The following is a 21,230-nucleotide window of genomic DNA, read 5'->3' as shown; positions in this document are numbered from 1 at the left end:
TGGGCTCGCGTAAGCTGCTTAGCGAACTCAAATACCGCTGAGCTAAGTGGCGTACCGTCTGGGAGCAGCTCCTGTGGCCCGAAGTGGGCAGCTACCGCAGCTGGCCCCTGCGCGATACTCCGCGTCGTCTCATCGCCATCTCCAAGTGCGAGACAGCCACTGCCAATCATTGGTGTGACCCAGGGGAATCCGCCTCGGATCTTCGCGCTAGTCGCCTGATACTGAAGCTGCTTTAGGCGCAACTTTCGGGCGGGAGAGTCGGGAGAAGCCGGATTCAACTGCTCGTTCTTTAGCCGGCTCTCAGCCACGTCCACTTCGGATTTCATCAACGACTCGTACAACGCGCCTAGAATCAGGCAAAGAGATTTCTCTCCCGGATCTCCGCGATCCGCGAGATACTTCGCCCAACTGTCAAAGTAGACAGCCTCTTTCGTTCTTACGACCCTGAAACCCACTGTAGACTACCCTTTCGGACCTTCTTGAGCCACCCGCCATTGACCAATAATCGCCTCCAGAGAAGGGTCCAAGTCATAACCCGTCTCCGTTACACGCCTGCGCATCATCAATCGAACAACTGCTGAGCCACAATCATTGAGCACCCCATCAGGAGTCACTAGGTCTGCACGCGTCGACCGCTCAATCACACTCAGGTGGTCGACCAGTGCCAAGGCATCGGTCTGTGAGCGAGTCTCGCCGGTCCAATGGACTACTAAGTTCACGAGATCCGGAGTTTCCCGAACTCGAGTGCGCAGAGAAGCGCAGTCCTTTGGGCAGGATATGTCGAGCCAAGCAGCAACGTGCTCGAGCATCAGGCATGCCTCGCCAGCTTCGATGGATAACCTGCACGAGGCGTGCGTTGATCCTTGGAACCTGGGGTTTACCTCGGTGAAGAGAGGTACCGAGTCCTTCACAAGGTAGTCGACACCGAAGCTCCCGCGGTATCCATGGTCGCGGAGCCAGCTGCCAATTCGGGTAGTTGAGACTTCGATCTGATCCACAGCGCCGGGCGACAAACTGGATGCCGCGCCGAAATCATTCCCACAGTAGCCGAATTCACGAGTGACGCATGAATCGATACCGATCAACTGCACCGATGGATGGTGAACGGTCACACCGTCCTTCCAGACCGTCGCACCAACGTTGACCGGCAGGGCTCCATCAATGAACGGAGCGACGCTCACGAAGGCTTCGTTGACGGTCGGCCAAGCGCCTACAAGATCATCGAATGTAGCTAGGTGCGTGAATCCCTCACCGCCCGACGTACGACTCTTACGCAAGACAATTGATTTCCCGTCGGCGCCGGCCAGTTGTCGGGCTTTGAGTTGATCCTGATCGGCAATGTACACCCAAGGTATCTGCGGAATGTCGAGTTTCTTGATTCCAACCTCAACCCATGGCTTGTGCTCAAACGCTGCCTGTTGTGCTCCAGATATACCAAGATTGATAGACGATTCCCCCCGCCGCGCAAAGAACGCGGCAGACAAAAACTGCGAAGGCCGATATGGCAACAATGCGATGCTTCCGTTCAAGGCTCGCAAAAGTTCGTGCCGAAATTCCAGGGTTGGTTCATCTCTGAGATGATCATCAATGTCCCATATCTCAGGGTCGACTCGGACACCCGTCAAGTCCTCATAGGCAACCGTTTGCAGTCGACCTCGCATCGCATACGCGCCAGCTATCGCGAACGAAGCGGCAAGCTGTGGCAAATCAGCTAGAGGCTCGGTATCGTCTCCTCGAAGCCCAGCCCATACTAGTCGCCGAGGGCCCAGCCGACGCTCGACCTCAGCAAGCAAGACTGCACGCTCGACCACCTGCATTGTCCTTTCAAGAGTGCGGAGTTTTTCGGAACTCTAAGACCGATTCGCAGTGCTCTGGGGGGCGGCAACCCGACGATCGAGGCTGCCGACATCCTTGGGCCTCTGTTGATTAATCATCAAGACGTCCATGCACTGTATGCTTGCCCTAGTAGCGGACGCCGGGTGCGAGGAGGCACTCGCTCCCACTGTAGTCCTTCAAAGGTTGGAACAGCCGACTTAGCGAATGGAATCACTATCCTACATTCCAGAGAGTCGTCAACAGACTCCCAGATTCTCGTCGAACTGTCTCCGTCAACCTCGACACACATCTGACGGCCATTGGGACCCATGCCAACTGCGAGAGCCAGCAGTCGCCCGCCTGTGCACCCCCCCGCTAAACCTGACACATCGAGTCCAGGAAATGCGTCGCACACTGTCCGCCCGTCTCGCGGATTCAGCGACGCCAGCAATACTCGGGTTCCTCGAAGAACTGCAAACCTCGATTGTTGTTCCGATAGCCTTCGGATAATCGAAAGCTGCACGGTGGGCCTGGTGACATGGCAAAGCCACGTACCTTCAGCCGAAGTCCAGACGAAAAGAGCTCCATGCCTCCCTGCACTACCGACGGCAACAAGTCGTCCCGCTGATGGTAGGTCTCCGGCAACAGGAAAAGGCCACATCATGACACTTCCCGATGATCTAACCGCGTCCGCGAATCTGACGATTGATCCGTCACTCGTGGCGAGAAGCCGACCATCAACAGAGCACGCGGCCTGGGTCATGTCGTCTGCCTGTTCAGCCGCCACAAGGTCGATTCCCGCCAATCCCACTACGGGCACCAGATCAACCGCGCCCGACGTTCTAACGCATAGTCGAACGCTGCCCGTCTGACTTCCTTCCCCGACCCCATGTTCACGAGCATCTGGGATCTGTCCCGGTGTATCGCCGCTATGTGACGCCTGCGCGGTATTATCACTGCGAATATCAGCTTCGCCAGAGCCTGTGCTGGTCGGTACGTCTGTACTGTCGCCCAGAATATTGCTTATGTTCGACCTGAGGGTGGGCTTGCCCTTCGTCAGCACATCTAGCAGTCTCGCCAATCCTTCCCGATCGTCTCGATGCAGCTCTGTGAGAATCTCGTGCCAGTAGGTGCCTATCTTCTCAGCCGGCGCGATGCCGATCATTACGCCGGCGTCGTCGAGCGCTGGCTGTATATCGCGTGCGCGCTGATAGGAACGTGCAAGTGTGTCACGCAATTCCCCGCATTTGTCATCATCCCACGCAGCTAGATTCCAACTTGTCACAACTTGCCGCCCGCGGGAATACCCTTGGTTCGCAGACGCTCGACGATGAACTTGATGGAACGACCCTGGTTTCTTATATTAACTCGATCTGCGTCTGGAGCCCTGACTGAATAATGGTGCAGTCCTATGACTTGCCACGATTCATTGAATACAGGGGAGCCCGAGGATCCTTTGTCAGTATCAGTCCAGTACTGGAAGTAACGCTCAGAGGTATAGCGCACAAGATTATGGTTGAAAGCAACTTTCTTAGTTTGGCCATACGGGTGCTGAATTATGAATACCCTGTCGTCAACTTCAGGGGCCGGTGCATCTGCAAGATTCAGACAACCATACCGCTCAGCCATTGGATCAACTGTGCGGACTACTGCCCAATCATCCTCATGTTCCCCCACTATCGAATCTGGATCACATTCCGCGACGAACACAGATTTGGGCATTCCTGAAGCGTCAGTTTCGTAATCGAACCAGGCTTCGACTTTCTGAGCCCGGCAACCGGACTTGTCATACAGAACATGCAGACATGTTAGAATCAGGTCGTCTCCAATCAAGAACCCAGTACCACTGGCACGCCCGGTTTGATATGTAGCAATCAATCGACATACACTTCGCGCGCGATCCAGACCCAAGCTCAGGCTAGATATCTCGAGAAATGAGGGCTGCCCTGCGACGACTATGGCTTCTTGCTTGCCATCGGTACTAAAATGCTTCCAAGTGGTCAGCTGAGTGCGAGGAATGTCTTCCGACTGGTCGTCCAGCACTTGGTCGACGAGCAGTTCGCCAATTCGCACAGACAGCGCCGGGACTTGATCCGCTACTTTTCGTAGGAGGAGCGGAACCTTACCTTGCGCTGACGCCAGATCTAGTACGGACCGCCAGGTGAGCGCAGGGCGCGAATCCCATGCTATCTCATGGGGCGGTATGCCAGCTTCCTGAATTACTCGCTCGATCTCACTCGGTCGATAGATTACTTCGAGTATTCGCAGAGCTTCCTGGACTTTTCTGCTCTGCCAGTCTATCGGATAGTTAAGGTTGAGAGTCATCCACCATCATGCTTCCGATAGTTTGACGTGACTAGACCAACAAGGCCGCCTGTCACAACTCCCAAGACACCAACTAACCCTTCTGGCATAGGTCGGTCGGTCATTGCCAGCCCCAGCCATCCTATTACGCCGATAATCAACACCGATCCAAGAATTGAGATAACGATGAGATAGAGAGTGCGATTGCTTTCATCGACCGGCCCTAAAGACTCTTGCTGTCCGCCCTCAGGTATCTCTGCGTACTCTCCCGCCATTACGTGTCGCCCTTCCTTCCTCCAATGATCGTTAACCACAAGTGATCACCCATATCTCTCTTCTACCAGCCCGGTGTCACTCTGCGGCTGGCCACGCAGTCGTACCAGCAAACAATAGCCGAAAAGTCGCAACAGCCTCGCGACTCGTGGATCTCCGGGGTGGCGTTCTGGCAACTCGGAGTACCAGGTCGAGGATATCCTGGCCTCGATGCGGCGGCGACGTTCGAGTAGGACCGGGAAGAACGATCCCGAGCGCAGTTTGGGGATCTTGACCTCGACATCACCGGCCGGGGTCGACAGCGTCTTGGCGCGGTGCCCGTTGCGGTGCACCGTGCGTTGCGCGGCACGCTCGTAGCGGCCGGCGCCGATCTTCTCGGTGGGTTCGGCCTCGACAAATTGTTGCACGCGGTGATCATGGAGGCCTACGTGCACGGGGTCTCGAGGATCTGTGGTGAGCTCGATACCGAGATCAAGCGATTCCGGGAACGCTCACTGGCCCACACGCAGTTCCCGTACGCGTTCGCTGATGCCACCCCTTCTGCAAGGTGCGTGTCGGAGCGCACGTGGTCTCTCAGGCACTGGTAGTGGCCACCGGGGTGTCGATCGACGGCTCCCGGGAAGTGCTCGGCACCGCGATGGGGACGACGGCGCGCAGCCTGCCGGTGGGTGAGCACCTGCTTGCTCCACAGCACCGGCGCAGCCTTCACCTGATTGCGGGTGAACACACCGGCCGCCGAATAGTCGGTGACACCGAGTCCTTCCAGTTCTGGCGCGAGTTCTTCGCCTCGTTGGAGGCCCGCGGCCTCTCCGGGGTGCAGTTGGTGATCTCTGACGCCCATGCCGGATTGAAAGCTGCTGTGGCACAACAGTTCACGAATACTACGTGGCAGCGGTGCCGGGTGCATTTCATGCGGAATCTGCGCGGTGTGGTCTCGTCGAAACAGACTCCGGTGGTGACCGCGGCGGTCAAGACGATCTTGGCTCACACCGAACCCGCCGACATCGAGGCGCAGTGGGATCAGGTTGCCGACACCCTCGAAGCATCGTTTCCGAAGGTGACCACGATGATGCGTGAGGCCATTACCGAAGTGTTGACGTTCACCGCGTTCCCCAAAGCGCACTGGCAGAAGATCTGGTCGAACAATCCGATCGAACGGCTCAACAAAGAAGTCAAACGCCGCGCTGATGTCGTGGAGATCTTCCCCAACTCTGCGGCCTTCCTACGGTTGGCCACCGCGGTGGTGATCGAGGCTCACGACGAGTGGCAAGTCACCCGCCGCTACCTCTCAGATGTGTCGATGATCGAACTCCAGAAGGTCGTCGCCGCCAAGCAACACGCCGCCGCACTACTAGACCAATCCCACCAAATCGGTTAACGTTCAACATGACTCGTTGATCACAACGCGTGAATCCATGCCGATCCGAAGTCCACCACTCCACGGGACACTATCAGAAGCAATGCAGATATCTTCAGACCACTCTGGAAGACGACCTGTTCATACGAACCCGCGCCAATGGAAGCGCGCGCTCAATCGGCCTTTAGGTATCAAACTATGTGAACTCGTCGAAGCCAACATCGACCGACTCCGAGCGATCGCCAACAGAATCCCGATCTAGCAATCAGATCCTCACGACGCAACTGGACCGGGATCGAAACGCGGAGAACTTTCTCCTGTTTCGTTAGAGGCACACGCATGTTCTGCGCCGTCGATTCGCAGTTCACTGGCGCCACATCGACACGAATCCGAAAAACTTAAGGCAGCATCGGTTTTGGCCGTCAGATCACGAGGTTCTACCTCAAAAGCAACAACGTCACGTGACAAAGTGATAGCCTCACACCCGTACTCACGCAGTGCAGTCTCAACATTCCCTCGTTGCCAGACTAGCCAGTCTCAACACTGCCCAGTCGGCCTCGACTTGTCTCAACACGCGCGGACAGCAGCAACAAGGCCAACTACCCCCGCGCCATGTCGACGAAGCGGCTCAAATGTAGTTGGTGCGCAACGGTTATCGTGGCGGTGGGACCATTGCGGTGTTTGCCGACGATGATGTCGGCCTCGCCTGCGCGCGGGTCGTCGCGTTCAAACGCGTCGGGGCGGTGGAGCAGGATAACCATGTCGGCGTCCTGCTCGAGCGATCCCGACTCACGAAGGTCCGACACCTGCGGCTTCTTGTCGGTGCGCTGTTCTGGACCACGGTTGAGCTGGCTGATCGCGACCACGGGAACCTCGAGTTCCTTTGCGAGCAGCTTCAATTGGCGGCTGAACTCCGAGACTTCCTGCTGACGCGACTCGACCTTCTTGCCCGACGTCATCAGCTGCATGTAGTCCACCACAACGAGTTTCAGATCGTGGCGTTGCTTGAGGCGACGAGCTTTGGCGCGGATCTCCATCATGGTGAGGTTCGGCGAGTCGTCGATGAACAGCGGCGCCTCGGAGATCTCACCCATGCGGCGTGCGAGGCGCGTCCAGTCGTCGTCGGACATCGAACCGCCACGCATGTCGCCGAGCTTGATCTTGGCTTCGGCCGAGAGGAGTCGCATCACGATCTCGACCTTGCTCATTTCCAAGGAGAACATCGCGGCCGTCATCTGATGGCCGATCGAGCACGACCGGATGAAGTCCATGGCGAGCGTCGAATTGTGCGTGGGCACCATCGCCTCACCGGCGAGGTACATGTGTTCGTCGTTGTCGACCTGCACGCACCGCACCGGGACGCTACGGACCGGGCGCACGGCGACGACGCGTCGAACTCCCGACTGCATGCGAAGTTCCTTGTGGCGCAACGCTTTATGGTAAACGGTGAAGACGTCGTCGTCGCCGGTGTCGACACGGAGCCAGCCGGTGGCCGACCTCTTGTATGTGTAGCCGAGTCCGGCGACGAGGTCGGCGATGACGGCGGTCATGTGTCGGGTGGCGGCGGGAACGATGATCCATCCGTCCTCGTCGACGCTCGCGCGGGCGTCGAGGAGTCCGGCGAGTAGTGCTCGACGCTGTGCGATCGACCCGCGCAGATACTCATACGGAATACGACCACCGAGGTCTGACATCAGCGCCATGACGTCGACGTCGCCCTCGGCGTCGATGCGGATGCCGATCTCGGGGTCGTCGAATGCCATTCCGGCAAGTGCAGCAACGGTATACGGACCGTAGGCGAAGTTCTTGCGCGGCAACTCGAGCGGCTCGGTGTTGCGGACCATGGCGCACCCGACGTGCACCCGCAGATCGGCGGTGGTGAGGGTGCGTCGCTCATCGTCGACCTCAGCGACCCACTGGTGCTGCTCGTCGGCGACGAGCACGCTGCCGTCGCTGAACTCCACCTCGAAGCACGGCCGCTCCGTCATGACCTCGGTCGCGGCAACGACGCGCGTGGGCCTTCCGTGCGGATCGATGAGCTCGTCGCCGACGCTCACCGTGCCCATCGTGGTCCATCCGGTCGGAGTCGGTAGCGGAGTGTCGAGCGAGAGCGCTTTGCCGACACCCGGGCGGGCCGCCACGATGATCATCTGCCCGGGGTGAAGTCCGTTGGTGAGCTTGTCCAGGTCGGCGAAACCCGTTGGCACACCGAGTGAAATACCACCGCGGGAGGCGATGGAGTCGATCTCGTCCATCGTCGGCTGCAGCAACTCTTCGAGCGGCACGTAGTCTTCGGCGGTACGCCGCTCGGTGACCTCGTACACCTCGGCCTGCGCGCGGTCGACCACCTCGGCGACATCCTGACCGTCGGCACCGGAGTAGCCGAACTGCACGATGCGCGTGCCTGCCTCGACGAGGCGTCGAAGAATGGCTTTCTCGGCGACGATCTCGGCGTAGTAGCCGGCGTTGGCCGCGGTGGGCACGGTGGAGATGAGGGTGTGCAGATAGGGTGCGCCTCCGATGCGACGCAGCTCGCCCGCGCGCTCGAGCTCTGCGGCGACCGTCACGGCGTCGGCGGGTTCGCCCTTGCCGTACAGCTCGAGGATCGCCTCGTAGACGGCCTGGTGCGCCGGGCGGTAGAAGTCGTTGGTGCGGATCTTTTCGATGACGTCGGCGATCGCGTCTTTCGAGAGCATCATGCCGCCGAGAACGGACTGCTCGGCCGCCATGTCTTGCGGCGGTTGACGGCCATACTCCTCGACCGGCATGTCTGGCTCGTCTGGTCGTCCGGAATCCCGAGCCGCACCGTGGCCGCGATCATCGACAACTGCCACGTGTGCCAACCTTTCGAAATCGAACCCTGACGATGGACGGCCCCCCAACCGTCAACTCGTCGACACGGCGGTGTGCTGACGACTCCGCCGTCCCCCGGAAGCCTGACTGGCTGAGTCGTCTTTGTTCATACCCGAGGGGTCTGACAGGTCGGACCGTACATCGCGACGCGCAACACCATCGGGCACTGATGGAAGACAGTAGGAGTTCGTCTCGTCGCACTCAAACGCGCTTGTGGACGAACTTGTGGATGGCCTGTGGACGGCTCGCGCGCAACCGCGCGTCAGTTGTGCAGCCGCTGTGGAGAACGTTGGGGAGTAGATGTGTGTGTAACTCGATCTTCGCAGGTCAGATGCTGTGTGCGATTTCCACAACGAAGAACTTTTCTCGGCTCGGCGTGTCTTGGGAAACTCACAGCCGGGCGTGTTGTGGGCGGGTGACAACCACCACCGAGCAACAACGCAGTGAACAGTGGGTGTGACCTGCGCAACAACACAGTTGATGCGCGGCGATTCGCCTTCGCCGCGCCGCGCAACCCGCCACTGTCTGAGTTTTGCCCTCGCCCGAGGCTGCGATGTGGTGCACTGGCCCCGTGCCGACGACCCGCAGACGCCACCGGATGTCTCGCTCCCGTCTGGCGTCGTGTGTTCTGGCGGCCGCAGCACTTCTCGTGCCGCTACTGAACGCATCTCCGGCATCCGCAGCACCCCCACCGCTGCCCGCCGCGTTCGATCTGTCGCGCTACACACCAGTCGATCCGACGCCGTTGCGCTCGCTGGCCTACGACGACAACGGACGGTCGTTCTTCACCACCGGACGGTGGAACTGCCAGATCGGCCCGACGTTCCGCTCGGTGGGCTGCCAGGGCCGGCCCGCGACCGCACCTCCGGGCGTCCAGGGCGCGGCCATCACCGCCGACGCCCAGGGGCCGTGGTGGGTACCTAAACCCGATCTGCTGACCGGCACCTCATACCGATTCGGCTCGACGTCGGGCTTCCGTCCGCCGCGTCTGAGTGTCGGCACACGGGTGACGATCGCGGGTGTCACCTGCACGGTGCCCTCAGCCACGCAGGTTGCCTGCCGCACCGGCAATCGGGCGCTGATCTTCTCGCCCGGATTCCACAAGTTCTACTACCCCGCGGGAGACACCGCGCACAACGGCAATCCCGCTCCGCGCTACCTGCCGGCGTCACTGCAGGCGTCGAGTCAGCTACCGCTCGTGCCGGCGCCGCCGAGCTGATTGGCCCCTATCGTCACTCCGCAGTCGCGGGGGCGCCTGCTCGACGCCGCTCACGCAGGTTGCGCACGCCACGTGGCGTAGCGGTGAGTAGGTACCCCGCATCGACGCCCTTGTTGACCATGAGGATCGGAATATCTGTTGTGGCGCACAGCCTTCGGGCCAATCGACCCGGCCCGGACGCATACCCGAGAACCATTGCGGCCGCGTCCAGGTCGCGGGATTCACGCGCCAATACGACGTGGGGACTACCGCTGCGCACCAGAGCTCGAACATCGGAAGCTCCTGCGGCAGAGGCGACTTCTCGTGCGCGTCGCTGAACTTCATGGATCACCGAGAGTTCCTCGAGCTGATAGGCGTCGACGCCCAGCTCATCCCGCCAGCGTCGTTCCTCGTGACTGCGGTGGGGATTCGCCCGCTGCCGCGCGACGGCACTGACGAGGTAGAGCGGCGCCTCGGCGCGGACCGCACGAGCGCAATACTCGACCGCCCAATATGATTCGTCCGTTCCGCACACTCCGACGACGACGGGCGGTACTGACGTTCGGGTCTGGTTCTGGGATGACCTGCGCAGGGGAATGGTCGCGACGGGATTGTGCTGGATCTGGTGACCGAAGAGAGTGTGCATGGCGGTGACTTCCGAGATGGGACTGCATAGCTGCGAACGCGAATCCCTTACACCGGCACACCACGTCGGGCACCATTACCGAGCTGGACCCGGGGAACTCGCTGCACATGACGCTACGAGCGCGAGCCAGTGCGGTATCGGGTAGCCGTCTACCCCACTTTCGCGGCCGCGAGTCCGCGTCGCGGCGTACGAGTACGCAGTTCACGAGAATCGCCAACTACATCGTCCGCACGATCTCGCGCCACCCGGGACGCTCACGAAACAGGCGCGCGTGCCCACCTTCACAAATAGGACGCACGCCCCAGGTAGTCACGCGGCAGACGGGCGCTTCCGGGCACGAGATACTCGTCGGCGCTGATCATCCGCGACCACTCCGACGCCACCCCGGGCCACAGGTTCTCAACTCGGTCCCACTCCGACACGGAGACGCCATTGACGACGAGCCCTGTCAGAAGTCCCGCCAAACCGAGAATCGGTGTGGTTGTGGTCCATTCGATCGACCTCAGCGGCTGCGGCGATACCTCGATGCGGTCACTGTGGACCCCGATGTCGGCTCCCGCCCGTCGCAGATTGTCGGTGGCCGCGAGGTCGGCTGGCGATGGGGTTCCCAAGAAGACGCTGGGTCCGGTGGCCAAACACGCAGTTACGAGTAGAAGCGGGGTGAATGGCTCCGTCGCGCCCGAGGCCACCGTGATCGGTGCCAGAGCACCACTCGTGGAGCGCCCGGTGACCGTGAGGCCATCGGCTGATGACACTACGTAGCCCCCCATATCCGAGAAAGCCATCAGCATCGACTCCGCGGCAGGGAGGTCTGTCGGCCAATTACGCACCAGCACAGTGCCGCCCGTTATCAGACCTGCAGCAGCGAAGGCTATCGCGACGGCACCGTCCGTGCTCGGCGACTGCGTTACAGATGCCGGAACCGTCACTCGTGCACGCACCGGTGATGTCGTACTCGGTACCTGCCATCGTTGCGCACTCACGATAGAACCTCCAGCGGATAGGTATAGCTCTCTTTCACCGTGCTCAGATGCACCCAACTATCCAGATGCAGAACCGGTTTCAGCCCGCGCAGCCGATCCAGAACACTAACGACCTCAGCCAGCGAATCGGCATCGACGGTGGCTAGCAAGTCGTAGCGACCGATCGTCTCGGCCAGAAACCGCACCTCGGGCATTTCAGACAACCGGTCAGTACAACTCGATGCCGGCCCCAGTACCGAAAGTCCTACTCCTACATCGACTCTGGTGTCTCGCCGACCCGCGCGAGAGATGGCTCCGATCCGGACGACGCCGGTGTCGATCATCCGTAACACTCGTGTCCGTGCGGTCCCAGTGGACACACCCACCTTATCCCCCAGTGTGGTGAAAGCCATGCGCCCGTTCTCCTGCAGAAGCGTCAACAGCCGACCGTCGACCGCATCGAGCTCGACGTTTTCGGCATGACTCGGGCGCAGGACATCCGCCACGAGCTTCGTGTAGAAGAGCGTTTCGGTTGCACGAACACCGTCAATCGATCGCACGCGATCTAGCGCGCGTGCGAGGTCGCCGTCACTCCTGCTGCGTACCTCAGCAATCAGCGGACAGGACCCCGAAGTAAGCGAGACAAATGGCACGTCAGGCAATCGGGACAACTCGTCGGCTACGCGGCGCACCGGCCGGTCGACGCTCAGCGAGACATGGGCCAAGGAACGGATGCCGAGCGTTAGCGGGTGCACAATGCCCACCACCCGGATCACCTCGTCGTCGAGGAGTTGGGACAGCCGACGGGCGACCACCGACCGCGATAATCCCACACGGTCGGCAAGCTCTTGAGTGGTGATGCGGCCGTTGAAACGCAGTGCCTCCAGAATCTCCAGGTCCGCGCCCGACATTCCTACCGAGGTCGGAGCGCGACCGACCTCACGAGAAGTTAACAATGCCAATGCCCCTTGCCACGACGATCAGATCTTCAGCGCTTCCGGCTCGAAGCAGCTTCAGCGCGGACAATATGCGCCGATTCTAGTCACTATTGCAGTGAGACCACCATCTGGCTGACAACTTGCATTGCGGCCGAAGTGCCACGTCCTTAGTGTGGTCCCCGATCCACTGGCGCGTCCACCCATCAGCCCCACTGAACAATTGAGGAACCCTCATGTCACGAAAAGTCCTGGCAACTGTCGTCGCACTCGCAGCCACAGCCGCACTGGCCGCATGTGGCGGGGGCGGCGAAGGCACCCAGGCGTCCGGCGACGCACCCGCTGGCCTACTGAGCAACGGAAAGCTCTCTGTGTGCACCGATCCCGAGTACCCGCCGATGGAGTACTTTCAGGGCGGCGACACGTCTAACCCCGTGGGTTTCGATCCGGACGCCGCTCGCGCCCTAGCCGACAAATGGGGCCTTGAGATCAGTTGGCAGAACACCGCATTCGACGGTCTGATGCCTGCGCTTCAGGCGAAGCGGTGCGACATACTCTGGGCAGCACTGTATTTGAGCCCGGAACGCCTTCAAGTGGCGGACGGTACACCGTTCATGAACACCGGCCCGGGGCTGATCGTGCCATCAGGCACCACCGACATCACAACCTCCGATGACCTCGCAGGCAAGACGGTTGCCGTGCAGGGAGGCGGGAGCAACGAGCTGACTCTCAAGGAACTCTCAAAGAAGTTCACGAGCGAAGGCAAGGAGCCGATCACCATCCAGCCATACCCCAAAACCGCGGAGACCGTGGCGGCTGTCACCAATGGGAAGGCCCAGGCTCTGATCGAGACCGACGTCGCAGTCGTCGAGATGGTGAACAAGTCCGACGGAAAACTCAAGAGTGTTCCCGGCGTGTTTCCCACTGATACCAAGTTCGGGGTCTTCACCCGGAAGGGCTCCCCGTTAAGTAGCGCTGTGGCCGAGGCACTTCCACAGTTACAGGAAAACGGCACTCTTGAGAAGATCGCTACGAAATACGGACTCGATCCCAAGCAGATCGTGACGAAGTAGTCATGACCTTCGATTGGGGAGTCTTCGTCAGCGCACTGACGTCGGAAGCCTTCTTTCGTGGTGCGCTGCTCTCGCTCGCGCTGGCCGTAACGGCGATGATCGCGGCCAGCATCGTCGGATTCGTGGTGGCTCTGCTGCGTATCGCGAGGAACCCTGCTGCCCGATTGGTCGGCTGGACCTACGTGTGGTTCTTCCGAGCCATTCCGACGCTGCTGGTGCTACTACTGATCTGGAACGCCGGACCGCAGCTGTTTCCCGCCCTGCGTGAGAACTGGTTTACCCCATTCCTGGCTGCCTTTATTGGTTTTACAGTCGTCGAGGCCGCGTACATGGCCGAAATCTTGCGCTCGGCACTGCTCAGCGTCGACGAGGGGCAGCACATCGCGGCCAGAGCAGTCGGCCTGCCACCCCACAAGGTGCTGTTCAAAGTGGTTCTGCCACAGGCAATCAAGGTGGCCATTCCACCAAGCGGGAACGAATTCATCGCAATGCTGAAGTACACGTCGCTCGCGTCTGTCATCTCACTGCGCGAGCTTCTGACCACCGCGCAATCCGAGGTGTCAAACACGTTCCGGTACGCGGAGTACTACTCGGCCGCGCTGGTCTACTACCTGGTGATCGTCAGCGTCGCCATGGCCTGTCAATACTTCGTCGAGGCCCGCTATCGCTGGATCTCGAAAGGCCAGCGCACCGAATCCACCCCGGTGCCCGCTGCCGGTCAGGAGGTCCCAGCATGAATCGACCGGTCCTGGAAGCGCTCAACCTTCACCGCACGTACGGCGATACCGAAGTGCTCAAAGGTGTTGACCTGTCGCTTGATCGAGGTGAGGTCAAGGCCCTGCTCGGGCCGTCGGGATCGGGCAAGTCGACGATCCTGCGACTCATCGCCCTGCTCGAGCCTGCCGACGAAGGAGAGATCCTGCTCAACGGAAAGCAGGTGGGCGTCACGACCAACACCAATGGGACCACGCGCCCGCTGCGCGAAGCGCAGTTGGCAAAGCAGCGACGCGACATCGGAATGGTATTCCAGCGCTTCAACCTATTTGCGCATCTCGATGTGCTGCACAACGTGACACTTGCACTTACCGAGGTCGCAGGCATGTCCAAGAAGGAGGCCGCGGAGACCGCCGCCGTGATGCTGGAGCGCGTGGGCATGGGTCATCGGCTCAAGCACTATCCGAGCGAGTTGTCCGGCGGACAGCAGCAGCGGGTGGCAATCGCACGCGCTCTGGTACTGAACCCCACAGTCATGCTGTTCGACGAACCTACCTCTGCCCTCGACCCAGAACTCGTCGGGGAGGTTCTCGCCGTGATGGAGAAGCTCGCCGATGAGGGAATGACCATGGTCGTGGTGACCCACGAGACGCGTTTCGCGCGTCGGGTCGCCGATGAGGTCGCCTTGTTCGACCACGGACGCATCATCGAATCCGGCGAACCCAGCGCCTTTTTCGATGATCCCCAGCATCCCCGTACTCGACAGTTTCTTTCCCACCTGCACTGAACACCGTGTCGCTGAGAACCGAACGTTTCTCATTTACTCGGAGATGGAGCACCAAAGATGAAGACCACACCGCTCGCGGTGTACACCGACGTCGGCGATCTCGATGCAGCGTCGGGCGTCGCGATGCTGGAGCACAACGGTTTTCGCGTTGATCAACTCGAGACCGAGGATGCCGACGTCATCGCCGGAGCGGCAGCCGAGGCAACCGCCCTGTTGGTGGGATACGCACCGATCGATGCCGAACTGATGGACCGGCTACCGAATCTACGGGTCATCGCCTTGTTGTCACGCGGATTCGACAACGTGGACGTCGACGCCGCGAGCGCGCGCGGTATCTGGGTCAGCACTGTCGCCGACCTGGCCACCGAAGAGGTGGCCACCCACGCGTGGACTTTGACCCTCGCACTGGTTCGGCGACTGGTCTACTTCAGCGGCTCCGGCCTCCGCACATCGTGGTTGGATCGACCAGATACGCTGCCGCGCAGACTGTCCGAATTGACCATCGGTGTGGTGGGTCTCGGCCGCACCGGTCGGACCTACGCCCGGTATGCCGCCGCGATGGGTGCGCAGGTCATCGCATGTGACTCCGGTAGCGGCCAGAGTTCGGGTCCCGCCGGCGTGACGATCACCGATTTGGACACCGTCATCGAGAACTCCGATGTGCTTTCACTGCACCTCCCACTCACCGACGAAACCCGGCGAATCGTCGGTGCAGACCTGATCGCTCGCATGCGAGACGGCGCCTATCTGGTCAATGTCGCGCGCGGCGGCCTCATCGATAACGCGGCGCTGCTGGCCGCGTTGCAGTCCGGGCATATCGCCGGCGCGGCGCTTGACGTCATTGACCCCGAACCACCTGCCGCCGACGACCCACTGTTCAACCATCCCGAAGTGCTCACCACCCCTCACATCGCGTATCTGTCGCAGACGACATCGACCGGCTACATCGACGCGCAGGCAGGTAATGCAGTGGCGTGGCTACGCGACGGGCGGCCACTCAATCCGATCAATGATCCGGCGGTCTCGACATGCTGAATACCTCCAACCTGTGTGTGTACCAGTCCCTCTGGGCGATGGAAGACCTCCCCACGGTCGGAAATAGTTGGACGCTCGCAGAACAGATCGAACGCATCGCAGGATCGGGATTTGCGGGCCTTGCCGTAGATCTGGGTGCCCGTCAGGCACCTTCCGCCGAGCGACTCGTGCCGCTTCTCGCCGGAAGCGGCTTGCGCACAGCAGTCTTCGCCTTCGTCTCCGACGACGACGCAGTCCGTTCGGCCGTAGCCTATGCACAACGAGTCAAGGCAGATCGGATGGTGTTGTGCGCCCAGATCTACGGGTTTGATCCGAAACCATTGGCCGCCACCCTCTTGCGTTGGTACGAGATCGGCTCCGTCGCAGGCATCCACATCGAGATCGAGACACACCGAAATACGGTGACCAACGACCTCCGCTTCACCGCATGGCTGCTGGACTATCTCGACGAACGAGTCGAACTCGCCGGCGATTTCTCCCATTTCGTCTGCGCCAATGAACTTCCCGAAGAACCGACCGCCGAGCACGACGCTCTCTTTGCGAAAGTTCTCAGCCGGTGTGGATCACTTCAGGGACGCATCGCGACGAGGGGTCAGGTGCAGGTTCCGGTCGAATCGCCCGCAGCCAGACCGTGGGAGAAGCGATTCCGAGACTGGTGGCGTACCGGCTTCGAGCAGATTCTCGCCCGACGAGGTGCCGATGCCGAGATCATGTTCTGCACCGAACTCGGCACACGCCCTTACGCCATCACCGATACGGGCGGCAATGAGATCTCGGACCGGTGGGCCGACGCACTGATCCTCAAGGGTTGGGCCACAGAGGAATTCGACGCTGCGCTCGCCTTGCACTCGTCAACCCACGACTACACAGGAGTCATCCGATGACTGTAGACAATCCGGCACCCGCCACCGTGGTCAACGGTAGCGGCAACCGCATCATCGCAGGGCCATTGACTTCTGACTCGAGCCAACACTCGATCATCCCGACACGGGCTTACACGGGAACCGCCGAGTACGCCCTCGAGCAGGAGCGGGTGTTCTCGTCGGGTTGGGTGTGGGCAGGCTTCGCCCACTGGGTGGACGAACCGGGCAAAGTGCATCCGGTGTCCATCGGCGGCAAGCCGCTGTTGATCGTGCGCGACGAGGAGCAGCGCATTCGGGTGTTCCACAACTCATGTCGACATCGCGGCATGGTGATGATGGAGGAACCCGCAAAGGTGCGACGTCGAATCCAATGCGCTTATCACTGCTGGTCGTACAAGCTCGACGGCAGCCTCAATGCCACGCCGTATCTCAAGCGTGAACGTGGTCGGGAAGTGCCCCAAGGCGCGGAACACCTTGGACTACTTGGCGTCTCGTCGCACGTCTGGGCCGGTATGGTCTTCGTCAACCTCGGCGTCGAGTTCGATTCAACCGAGGCAGCTGCAGCCGACTTCGAAGGGATGCTGTCGCCAATCTTGCAGCGCTGGAATCACATCGACTTCTCGCGCCTCCACCTCGCGCAAGAACGCGAGTTCGACATCGGCGCCAATTGGAAGCTCATCGTCGAGAACTTTCTCGACTTCTACCACCTGCCCTTCATCCATCCGCAGGTCGGGCCGGTGAGTGCGTCACTTGACGTCGACGATGTGTGGCTCGCCGACCATATTCTCGGCGGGACCTATCCACGAGGCGCAGCGGGCAAGGCAGCTAAAACCGACGATGCACTGCCATTTTTGGGTGATGTGCCACCGGAGCGAACCGAAAGTCAGGACATCTTCTGCGTCTTTCCCAATGCGCTGCTGTTCTTGGAGGCCGACTGGTTCCAAGTGATCGGTTTCGACCCGACGGCGCCGGACCGCACAATGGAGCACATGGCAATCTTCGTCGACGCCGAGGCCGGTGGGGAGCGATACAGCGCGGCTCGAAAGAGCCTCACCGACATTCTCTTCGAGGTAAACGAGCAGGACGTGCCCATTCTGTACCGCATGCAGGCCGGACGACACTCTCCCGCATCGAACTTCACCAACCTGGTGACTCATTGGGATCAAATCACCGCCGCATTCCAACAGCTGGTGGCACAGCGGGCGGGGTACTGATGAGGACGGTCGACGCGGTCGAGCCGACCGAAGCGCAACTGCGGCGAGAACTGGCCGCGGTGTATCGGCTGGTGGCGCACTTCAAGATGACCGACCTGATCTTCACCCACATCTCGGTGCGGCTGCCCGGTCCCGACGATCACTTCCTCATCAACCCCTATGGCCTGCTGTTCGAGGAGATCACCGCGTCGAATCTGGTGCGGATCGACCTGGACGGCCGAGTCGTCGGCGACTCTGACCACACCGTGAACCCGGCTGGCTTTGTCATCCACAGCGCCATTCACCGCGAGCGCGAGGATGCACACTGTGTGCTGCACACCCATACGTTGGCCGGGTGTGCGGTGGCCGCTTCGTCGTCGGGTCTGCTTCCGCTGAACCAGATCTCGATGGAGTTCTACAACAGAGTTGGCTATCACGACTACGAGGGCGTGGCGCTGAACCTCGACGAGCAGAAGCGGCTGGTTGCCGACATCGGCGATCATCCCGCGCTGATCCTGCGCAATCACGGTCTGCTGACGGTGGGTCGTACTCCGGGACAGGCGTTCCTGCGGATGCACTATCTCAACAAGGCATGCGAGATCCAAGTAGCGGCAACGCGCGCCGGAGAGGTGATACTGCCGGACCCCGCGATCGCCGAGCACACCGCACAGCAGCTGAGTGGCCAAGATGCCGGCGACGACTACACCGACGACGTAGGCCTCGAGCTCGCCTGGCAGGCGATGTTGCGATTGGTCGAGCGAGTCGCACCCGACTACAAGGAGTGAAAAAAGATGTCGGACAACACTATTCACGATTCGACCATTCTGGGCCCGCCGGACGCGAGCCGTGCACCCCGCTACACCGAGCCCGGCACGTTTGCCCGTCTACCTCGACTGTCCGAGGTGGGCGATGCCGCGGTCACGATTGTCGGCATCCCGTTCGATACGGGTGTCAGCTATCGGCCGGGCGCACGATTCGGGCCCGGACACATCCGAGCGTCGTCGAAGTTGTTGCGGCCCTACAATCCTGGCCTGGACATCGCGCCGTTCGGCGTTCATCAGGTGGCCGATGCAGGCGACATCGCGGTCAATCCGTTCGACATCGTGGAGGCTCTGGACACCGTCGACCACGCGGCCACGGCTCTGAGCGAGAACGGCTCGCGACTACTCACGCTGGGCGGTGATCACACGCTGGCACTGCCGCTGCTGCGCGCGATGCACAAGTTGCACGGGAAAATTGCGGTGCTGCACTTCGACGCCCACCTCGACACCTGGGATACATATTTCGGGGCGCCGTTCACACACGGCACCCCATTTCGCCGGGCCAGCGAAGAGGGCCTGATCGACATGGAACGGTCCATGCACGTCGGGACCCGCGGCCCTTTGTACGGCAAACAGGACCTCGAGGACGACGCGGTTCTCGGTTTCCAGGTAGTCCGAAGCGACGACTACCAGTTCGACGGTGTGCGTTCAATCATCGATCGCATTATCCGGCGCGTTTCCGGTGGACCGGTGTACGTGTCGATTGACATCGACGTCCTCGATCCCGCGCACGCCCCCGGGACCGGCACCCCGGAGGCCGGAGGTATGACCTCACGTGAGTTGCTCAACACGTTGCGTGGCTTGGTGGGGCTGAACATCGTCGGAGCTGACATCGTCGAAGTGGCCCCAGCTTATGACCACGCGGAGGTCACAGGTATCGCCGCAGCACATGTGGGATACGAGCTCTTGTCGGTGCTGGCGTGTAACGAGGTGCGGTAGCCATCTTCCGCGTCTCGTACCCGTGCCCCACAGACGACGAGAGCCGGGCGGAACGATGTCCGCCCGGCTCTCGACCGGTGTACAGCTACTGCGTATCTGGCAGCGGGTAGATCAAGCAGCGACGACGTCGACCTGAACGGTCGCGGTGACGTCGGGGTGCAGGTTCACGACGACCGGGAAGGTGCCGGTCGACTTGATGTGTCCCTTGGGCAGTTCGACGGTGCGCTTGTCGACTGCGGGGCCACCTGCGGACTTGATCGCGCCGGCGACATCGCCAGCGGTGACCGAGCCGAACAGCTTGCCCGAATCGTGCGTCTTGACCGACAGGCTGATGCCCGACAGGTTCTCGAGCGCCTGCTTGAGCTCGTTGGCGTGCTCGACGCCACGGACCTCGCGGGCCTCCTGCGAGCGTCGGATGGTCTCGACCTGCTTCTCGGCACCACGGGTGGCCTTGATGGCCAGGCCGCGGGGCAGCAGGAAGTTGCGGCCGTAGCCGTCCTTGACCTCGACGGTGTCGCCTGCTTCGCCGAGGTTCTCCACGGCAGCGGTGAGGATGAGTTTCATGTCGTTATCCCCTTCCGGCTTATCGGGCGGTCGACGTGAAGGGCAGCAGTGCCACCTCACGCGAGTTCTTGACGGCCACAGCGACGTCGCGCTGATGCTGGACGCAGTTGCCGGTCACGCGACGCGACCGGATCTTGCCGCGATCGGACAGGAAACGACGCAGCAGCGCGGTGTCCTTGTAGTCGATGTCGGCCTTCTTGTCCTTGCAGAAGGAGCACGCCTTGGTCTTGGTGACCTTCTCGACGCGCACCTTCCGGGTGCTCTTAGCTTTTGCCATGTGTACTTACTCCAAAGTTGTTGCGAGGACGCCTCTTTCACATGAAGGGCGTCGTCGCGGTTCAGAAGGGGGGTTCGTCGTCCCCGCCGCCGAAGTTTCCGCCACTGCTCGCGGGTGCACTGCCCCACGGGTCGTCGGCAACCTGCTGGCCCGAGCCCGACCCGCCGCTGCGGCTTCCGCCGCCGGACGAGCCGAAGCCTCCGCCGCCACCCCCACCGCGCGAGGCCTTGTTGACCTTCGCGGTGGCGTACCGCAGCGATGGGCCGATCTCGTCGACCTCCAGCTCAACAACAGTGCGCTTCTCACCCTCGCGGGTTTCGTACGACCGCTGCTTGAGACGGCCCTGCACGATGACCCGGGATCCCTTGGTCAGACTCTCGGTCACGTTCTCCGCGGCCTCGCGCCAGATGTTGCAGCGCAGGAACAGCGCTTCGCCGTCCTTCCACTCGTTCGTCTGACGATCGAATGTGCGCGGCGTCGACGCCACCGTGAAGTTGGCCACCGCCGCACCCGACGGAGTGAACCGGAGTTCCGGATCAGCCGTGAGGTTGCCGATGACCGTGATGACCGTGTCGCCTGCCATGTGTTTCCCCTTAGGTCTACGTGTGGGCACTCGTCGAA

General features: G+C 61.1%; 18 protein-coding genes and 2 pseudogenes. 10 read left to right on the top strand and 10 right to left on the bottom strand.

What is annotated here, in order from left to right; genetic code table 11:
* Nucleotides 1–461: 461 nt before the first annotated feature.
* The 3 genes and pseudogenes from ACRVY7_RS18500 to ACRVY7_RS18490 all read right to left on the bottom strand — a co-directional run.
* Nucleotides 462–1,811 (bottom strand): ATP-grasp domain-containing protein, encoded by a 1,350-nt coding sequence (locus tag ACRVY7_RS18500; RefSeq protein WP_431818133.1) that lies wholly within the window; start codon nucleotides 1,809–1,811, stop codon nucleotides 462–464.
* A gap of 1,285 nt (nucleotides 1,812–3,096) precedes the next feature.
* Nucleotides 3,097–4,140, bottom strand: coding sequence for a trypsin-like peptidase domain-containing protein (locus ACRVY7_RS18495; RefSeq protein WP_431818132.1), 1,044 nt, complete (start codon nucleotides 4,138–4,140; stop codon nucleotides 3,097–3,099).
* 458 nt (nucleotides 4,141–4,598) lie between these two features.
* A pseudogene (locus tag ACRVY7_RS18490) lies at nucleotides 4,599–4,781 on the bottom strand (transposase); the annotation flags it as partial.
* Between ACRVY7_RS18490 and ACRVY7_RS18485 the strand changes: the two are divergent.
* Nucleotides 4,782–5,770, top strand: a pseudogene (locus ACRVY7_RS18485) (IS256 family transposase); the annotation flags it as partial.
* A gap of 578 nt (nucleotides 5,771–6,348) precedes the next feature.
* On the opposite strand, the gene dnaB reads toward ACRVY7_RS18485, so the two are convergent.
* Entirely contained in the window at nucleotides 6,349–8,583 is a 2,235-nt protein-coding gene (gene dnaB / locus ACRVY7_RS18480; RefSeq protein ID WP_039854383.1) for a replicative DNA helicase, read from the bottom strand.
* A gap of 617 nt (nucleotides 8,584–9,200) precedes the next feature.
* Between dnaB and ACRVY7_RS18475 the strand changes: the two genes are divergently transcribed.
* Nucleotides 9,201–9,821, top strand: a complete 621-nt coding sequence (locus ACRVY7_RS18475) for a hypothetical protein (protein ID WP_431818131.1) — start codon at nucleotides 9,201–9,203, stop codon at nucleotides 9,819–9,821.
* 13 nt (nucleotides 9,822–9,834) lie between these two features.
* On the opposite strand, the gene ACRVY7_RS18470 is transcribed toward ACRVY7_RS18475, so the two are convergent.
* The 3 genes from ACRVY7_RS18470 to ACRVY7_RS18460 form a co-directional block, all read right to left on the bottom strand.
* Complete coding sequence (locus tag ACRVY7_RS18470) at nucleotides 9,835–10,446, bottom strand: universal stress protein (RefSeq protein WP_431818130.1); 612 nt, start codon at nucleotides 10,444–10,446, stop codon at nucleotides 9,835–9,837.
* Nucleotides 10,447–10,727: 281 nt separating this feature from the next.
* A complete protein-coding gene (locus ACRVY7_RS18465; RefSeq protein WP_431818129.1) occupies nucleotides 10,728–11,429 on the bottom strand; it encodes a 3-phosphoshikimate 1-carboxyvinyltransferase in 702 nt (233 codons plus the stop codon).
* On the bottom strand, nucleotides 11,426–12,319 hold the full coding sequence (locus ACRVY7_RS18460; RefSeq protein ID WP_431818128.1) for an Lrp/AsnC family transcriptional regulator: 894 nt from the start codon (nucleotides 12,317–12,319) through the stop codon (nucleotides 11,426–11,428). Before ACRVY7_RS18460 ends, ACRVY7_RS18465 begins: the two co-directional genes overlap by 4 nt.
* A 260-nt stretch (nucleotides 12,320–12,579) precedes the next feature.
* Here ACRVY7_RS18460 and ACRVY7_RS18455 point away from each other — a divergent pair, with 260 nt between their 5' ends.
* Genes ACRVY7_RS18455 through speB form a run of 8 tightly spaced genes read left to right on the top strand, consistent with a single transcriptional unit; the run spans nucleotide 12,580 to nucleotide 19,768 of the window.
* Nucleotides 12,580–13,416 carry an ABC transporter substrate-binding protein gene (locus tag ACRVY7_RS18455; RefSeq protein ID WP_431818127.1) on the top strand — a complete coding sequence of 279 codons (837 nt, stop codon included), beginning with the start codon at nucleotides 12,580–12,582 and terminating at the stop codon, nucleotides 13,414–13,416.
* Between the two features lie 2 nt (nucleotides 13,417–13,418).
* Nucleotides 13,419–14,153 carry an amino acid ABC transporter permease gene (locus tag ACRVY7_RS18450; RefSeq protein WP_431818126.1) on the top strand — a complete coding sequence of 245 codons (735 nt, stop codon included), beginning with the start codon at nucleotides 13,419–13,421 and terminating at the stop codon, nucleotides 14,151–14,153.
* Nucleotides 14,150–14,917 (top strand): amino acid ABC transporter ATP-binding protein, encoded by a 768-nt coding sequence (locus tag ACRVY7_RS18445; protein ID WP_049699276.1) that lies wholly within the window; start codon nucleotides 14,150–14,152, stop codon nucleotides 14,915–14,917. Before ACRVY7_RS18450 ends, ACRVY7_RS18445 begins: the two co-directional genes overlap by 4 nt.
* 57 nt (nucleotides 14,918–14,974) lie before the next feature.
* Entirely contained in the window at nucleotides 14,975–15,952 is a 978-nt protein-coding gene (locus ACRVY7_RS18440) for a C-terminal binding protein (RefSeq protein ID WP_431818125.1), read from the top strand.
* Nucleotides 15,946–16,836, top strand: coding sequence for a sugar phosphate isomerase/epimerase family protein (locus ACRVY7_RS18435; protein WP_431818124.1), 891 nt, complete (start codon nucleotides 15,946–15,948; stop codon nucleotides 16,834–16,836). Before ACRVY7_RS18440 ends, ACRVY7_RS18435 begins: the two co-directional genes overlap by 7 nt.
* Nucleotides 16,833–18,029: an aromatic ring-hydroxylating oxygenase subunit alpha gene (locus tag ACRVY7_RS18430; RefSeq protein WP_431818123.1), complete on the top strand. Its 1,197-nt coding sequence runs from the start codon at nucleotides 16,833–16,835 to the stop codon at nucleotides 18,027–18,029. The genes ACRVY7_RS18435 and ACRVY7_RS18430 overlap by 4 nt, the downstream gene beginning before the upstream one ends.
* Nucleotides 18,029–18,793, top strand: coding sequence for a class II aldolase/adducin family protein (locus ACRVY7_RS18425; RefSeq protein ID WP_431818122.1), 765 nt, complete (start codon nucleotides 18,029–18,031; stop codon nucleotides 18,791–18,793). The genes ACRVY7_RS18430 and ACRVY7_RS18425 overlap by 1 nt, the downstream gene beginning before the upstream one ends.
* 6 nt (nucleotides 18,794–18,799) lie before the next feature.
* Nucleotides 18,800–19,768 carry an agmatinase gene (gene speB / locus ACRVY7_RS18420; protein ID WP_431818121.1) on the top strand — a complete coding sequence of 323 codons (969 nt, stop codon included), beginning with the start codon at nucleotides 18,800–18,802 and terminating at the stop codon, nucleotides 19,766–19,768.
* 111 nt (nucleotides 19,769–19,879) lie between these two features.
* Here speB and rplI read toward each other — a convergent pair whose 3' ends face one another.
* The 3 genes from rplI to ACRVY7_RS18405 form a co-directional block, all read right to left on the bottom strand.
* Nucleotides 19,880–20,332, bottom strand: a complete 453-nt coding sequence (gene rplI, locus ACRVY7_RS18415) for a 50S ribosomal protein L9 (RefSeq protein WP_049699270.1) — start codon at nucleotides 20,330–20,332, stop codon at nucleotides 19,880–19,882.
* A gap of 19 nt (nucleotides 20,333–20,351) precedes the next feature.
* Nucleotides 20,352–20,609: a 30S ribosomal protein S18 gene (rpsR, locus tag ACRVY7_RS18410; protein WP_005177187.1), complete on the bottom strand. Its 258-nt coding sequence runs from the start codon at nucleotides 20,607–20,609 to the stop codon at nucleotides 20,352–20,354.
* Nucleotides 20,610–20,670: 61 nt separating this feature from the next.
* Entirely contained in the window at nucleotides 20,671–21,192 is a 522-nt protein-coding gene (locus ACRVY7_RS18405) for a single-stranded DNA-binding protein (RefSeq protein WP_049699269.1), read from the bottom strand.
* Between the last annotated feature and the right edge of the window lie 38 nt (nucleotides 21,193–21,230).

The organism is Gordonia jacobaea (genome assembly GCF_965344965.1).
In the GTDB taxonomy this organism is placed as follows: Bacteria; Actinomycetota; Actinomycetes; order Mycobacteriales; family Mycobacteriaceae; genus Gordonia; species Gordonia jacobaea.
This window is presented reverse-complemented; position numbering and strand designations above follow the sequence as displayed.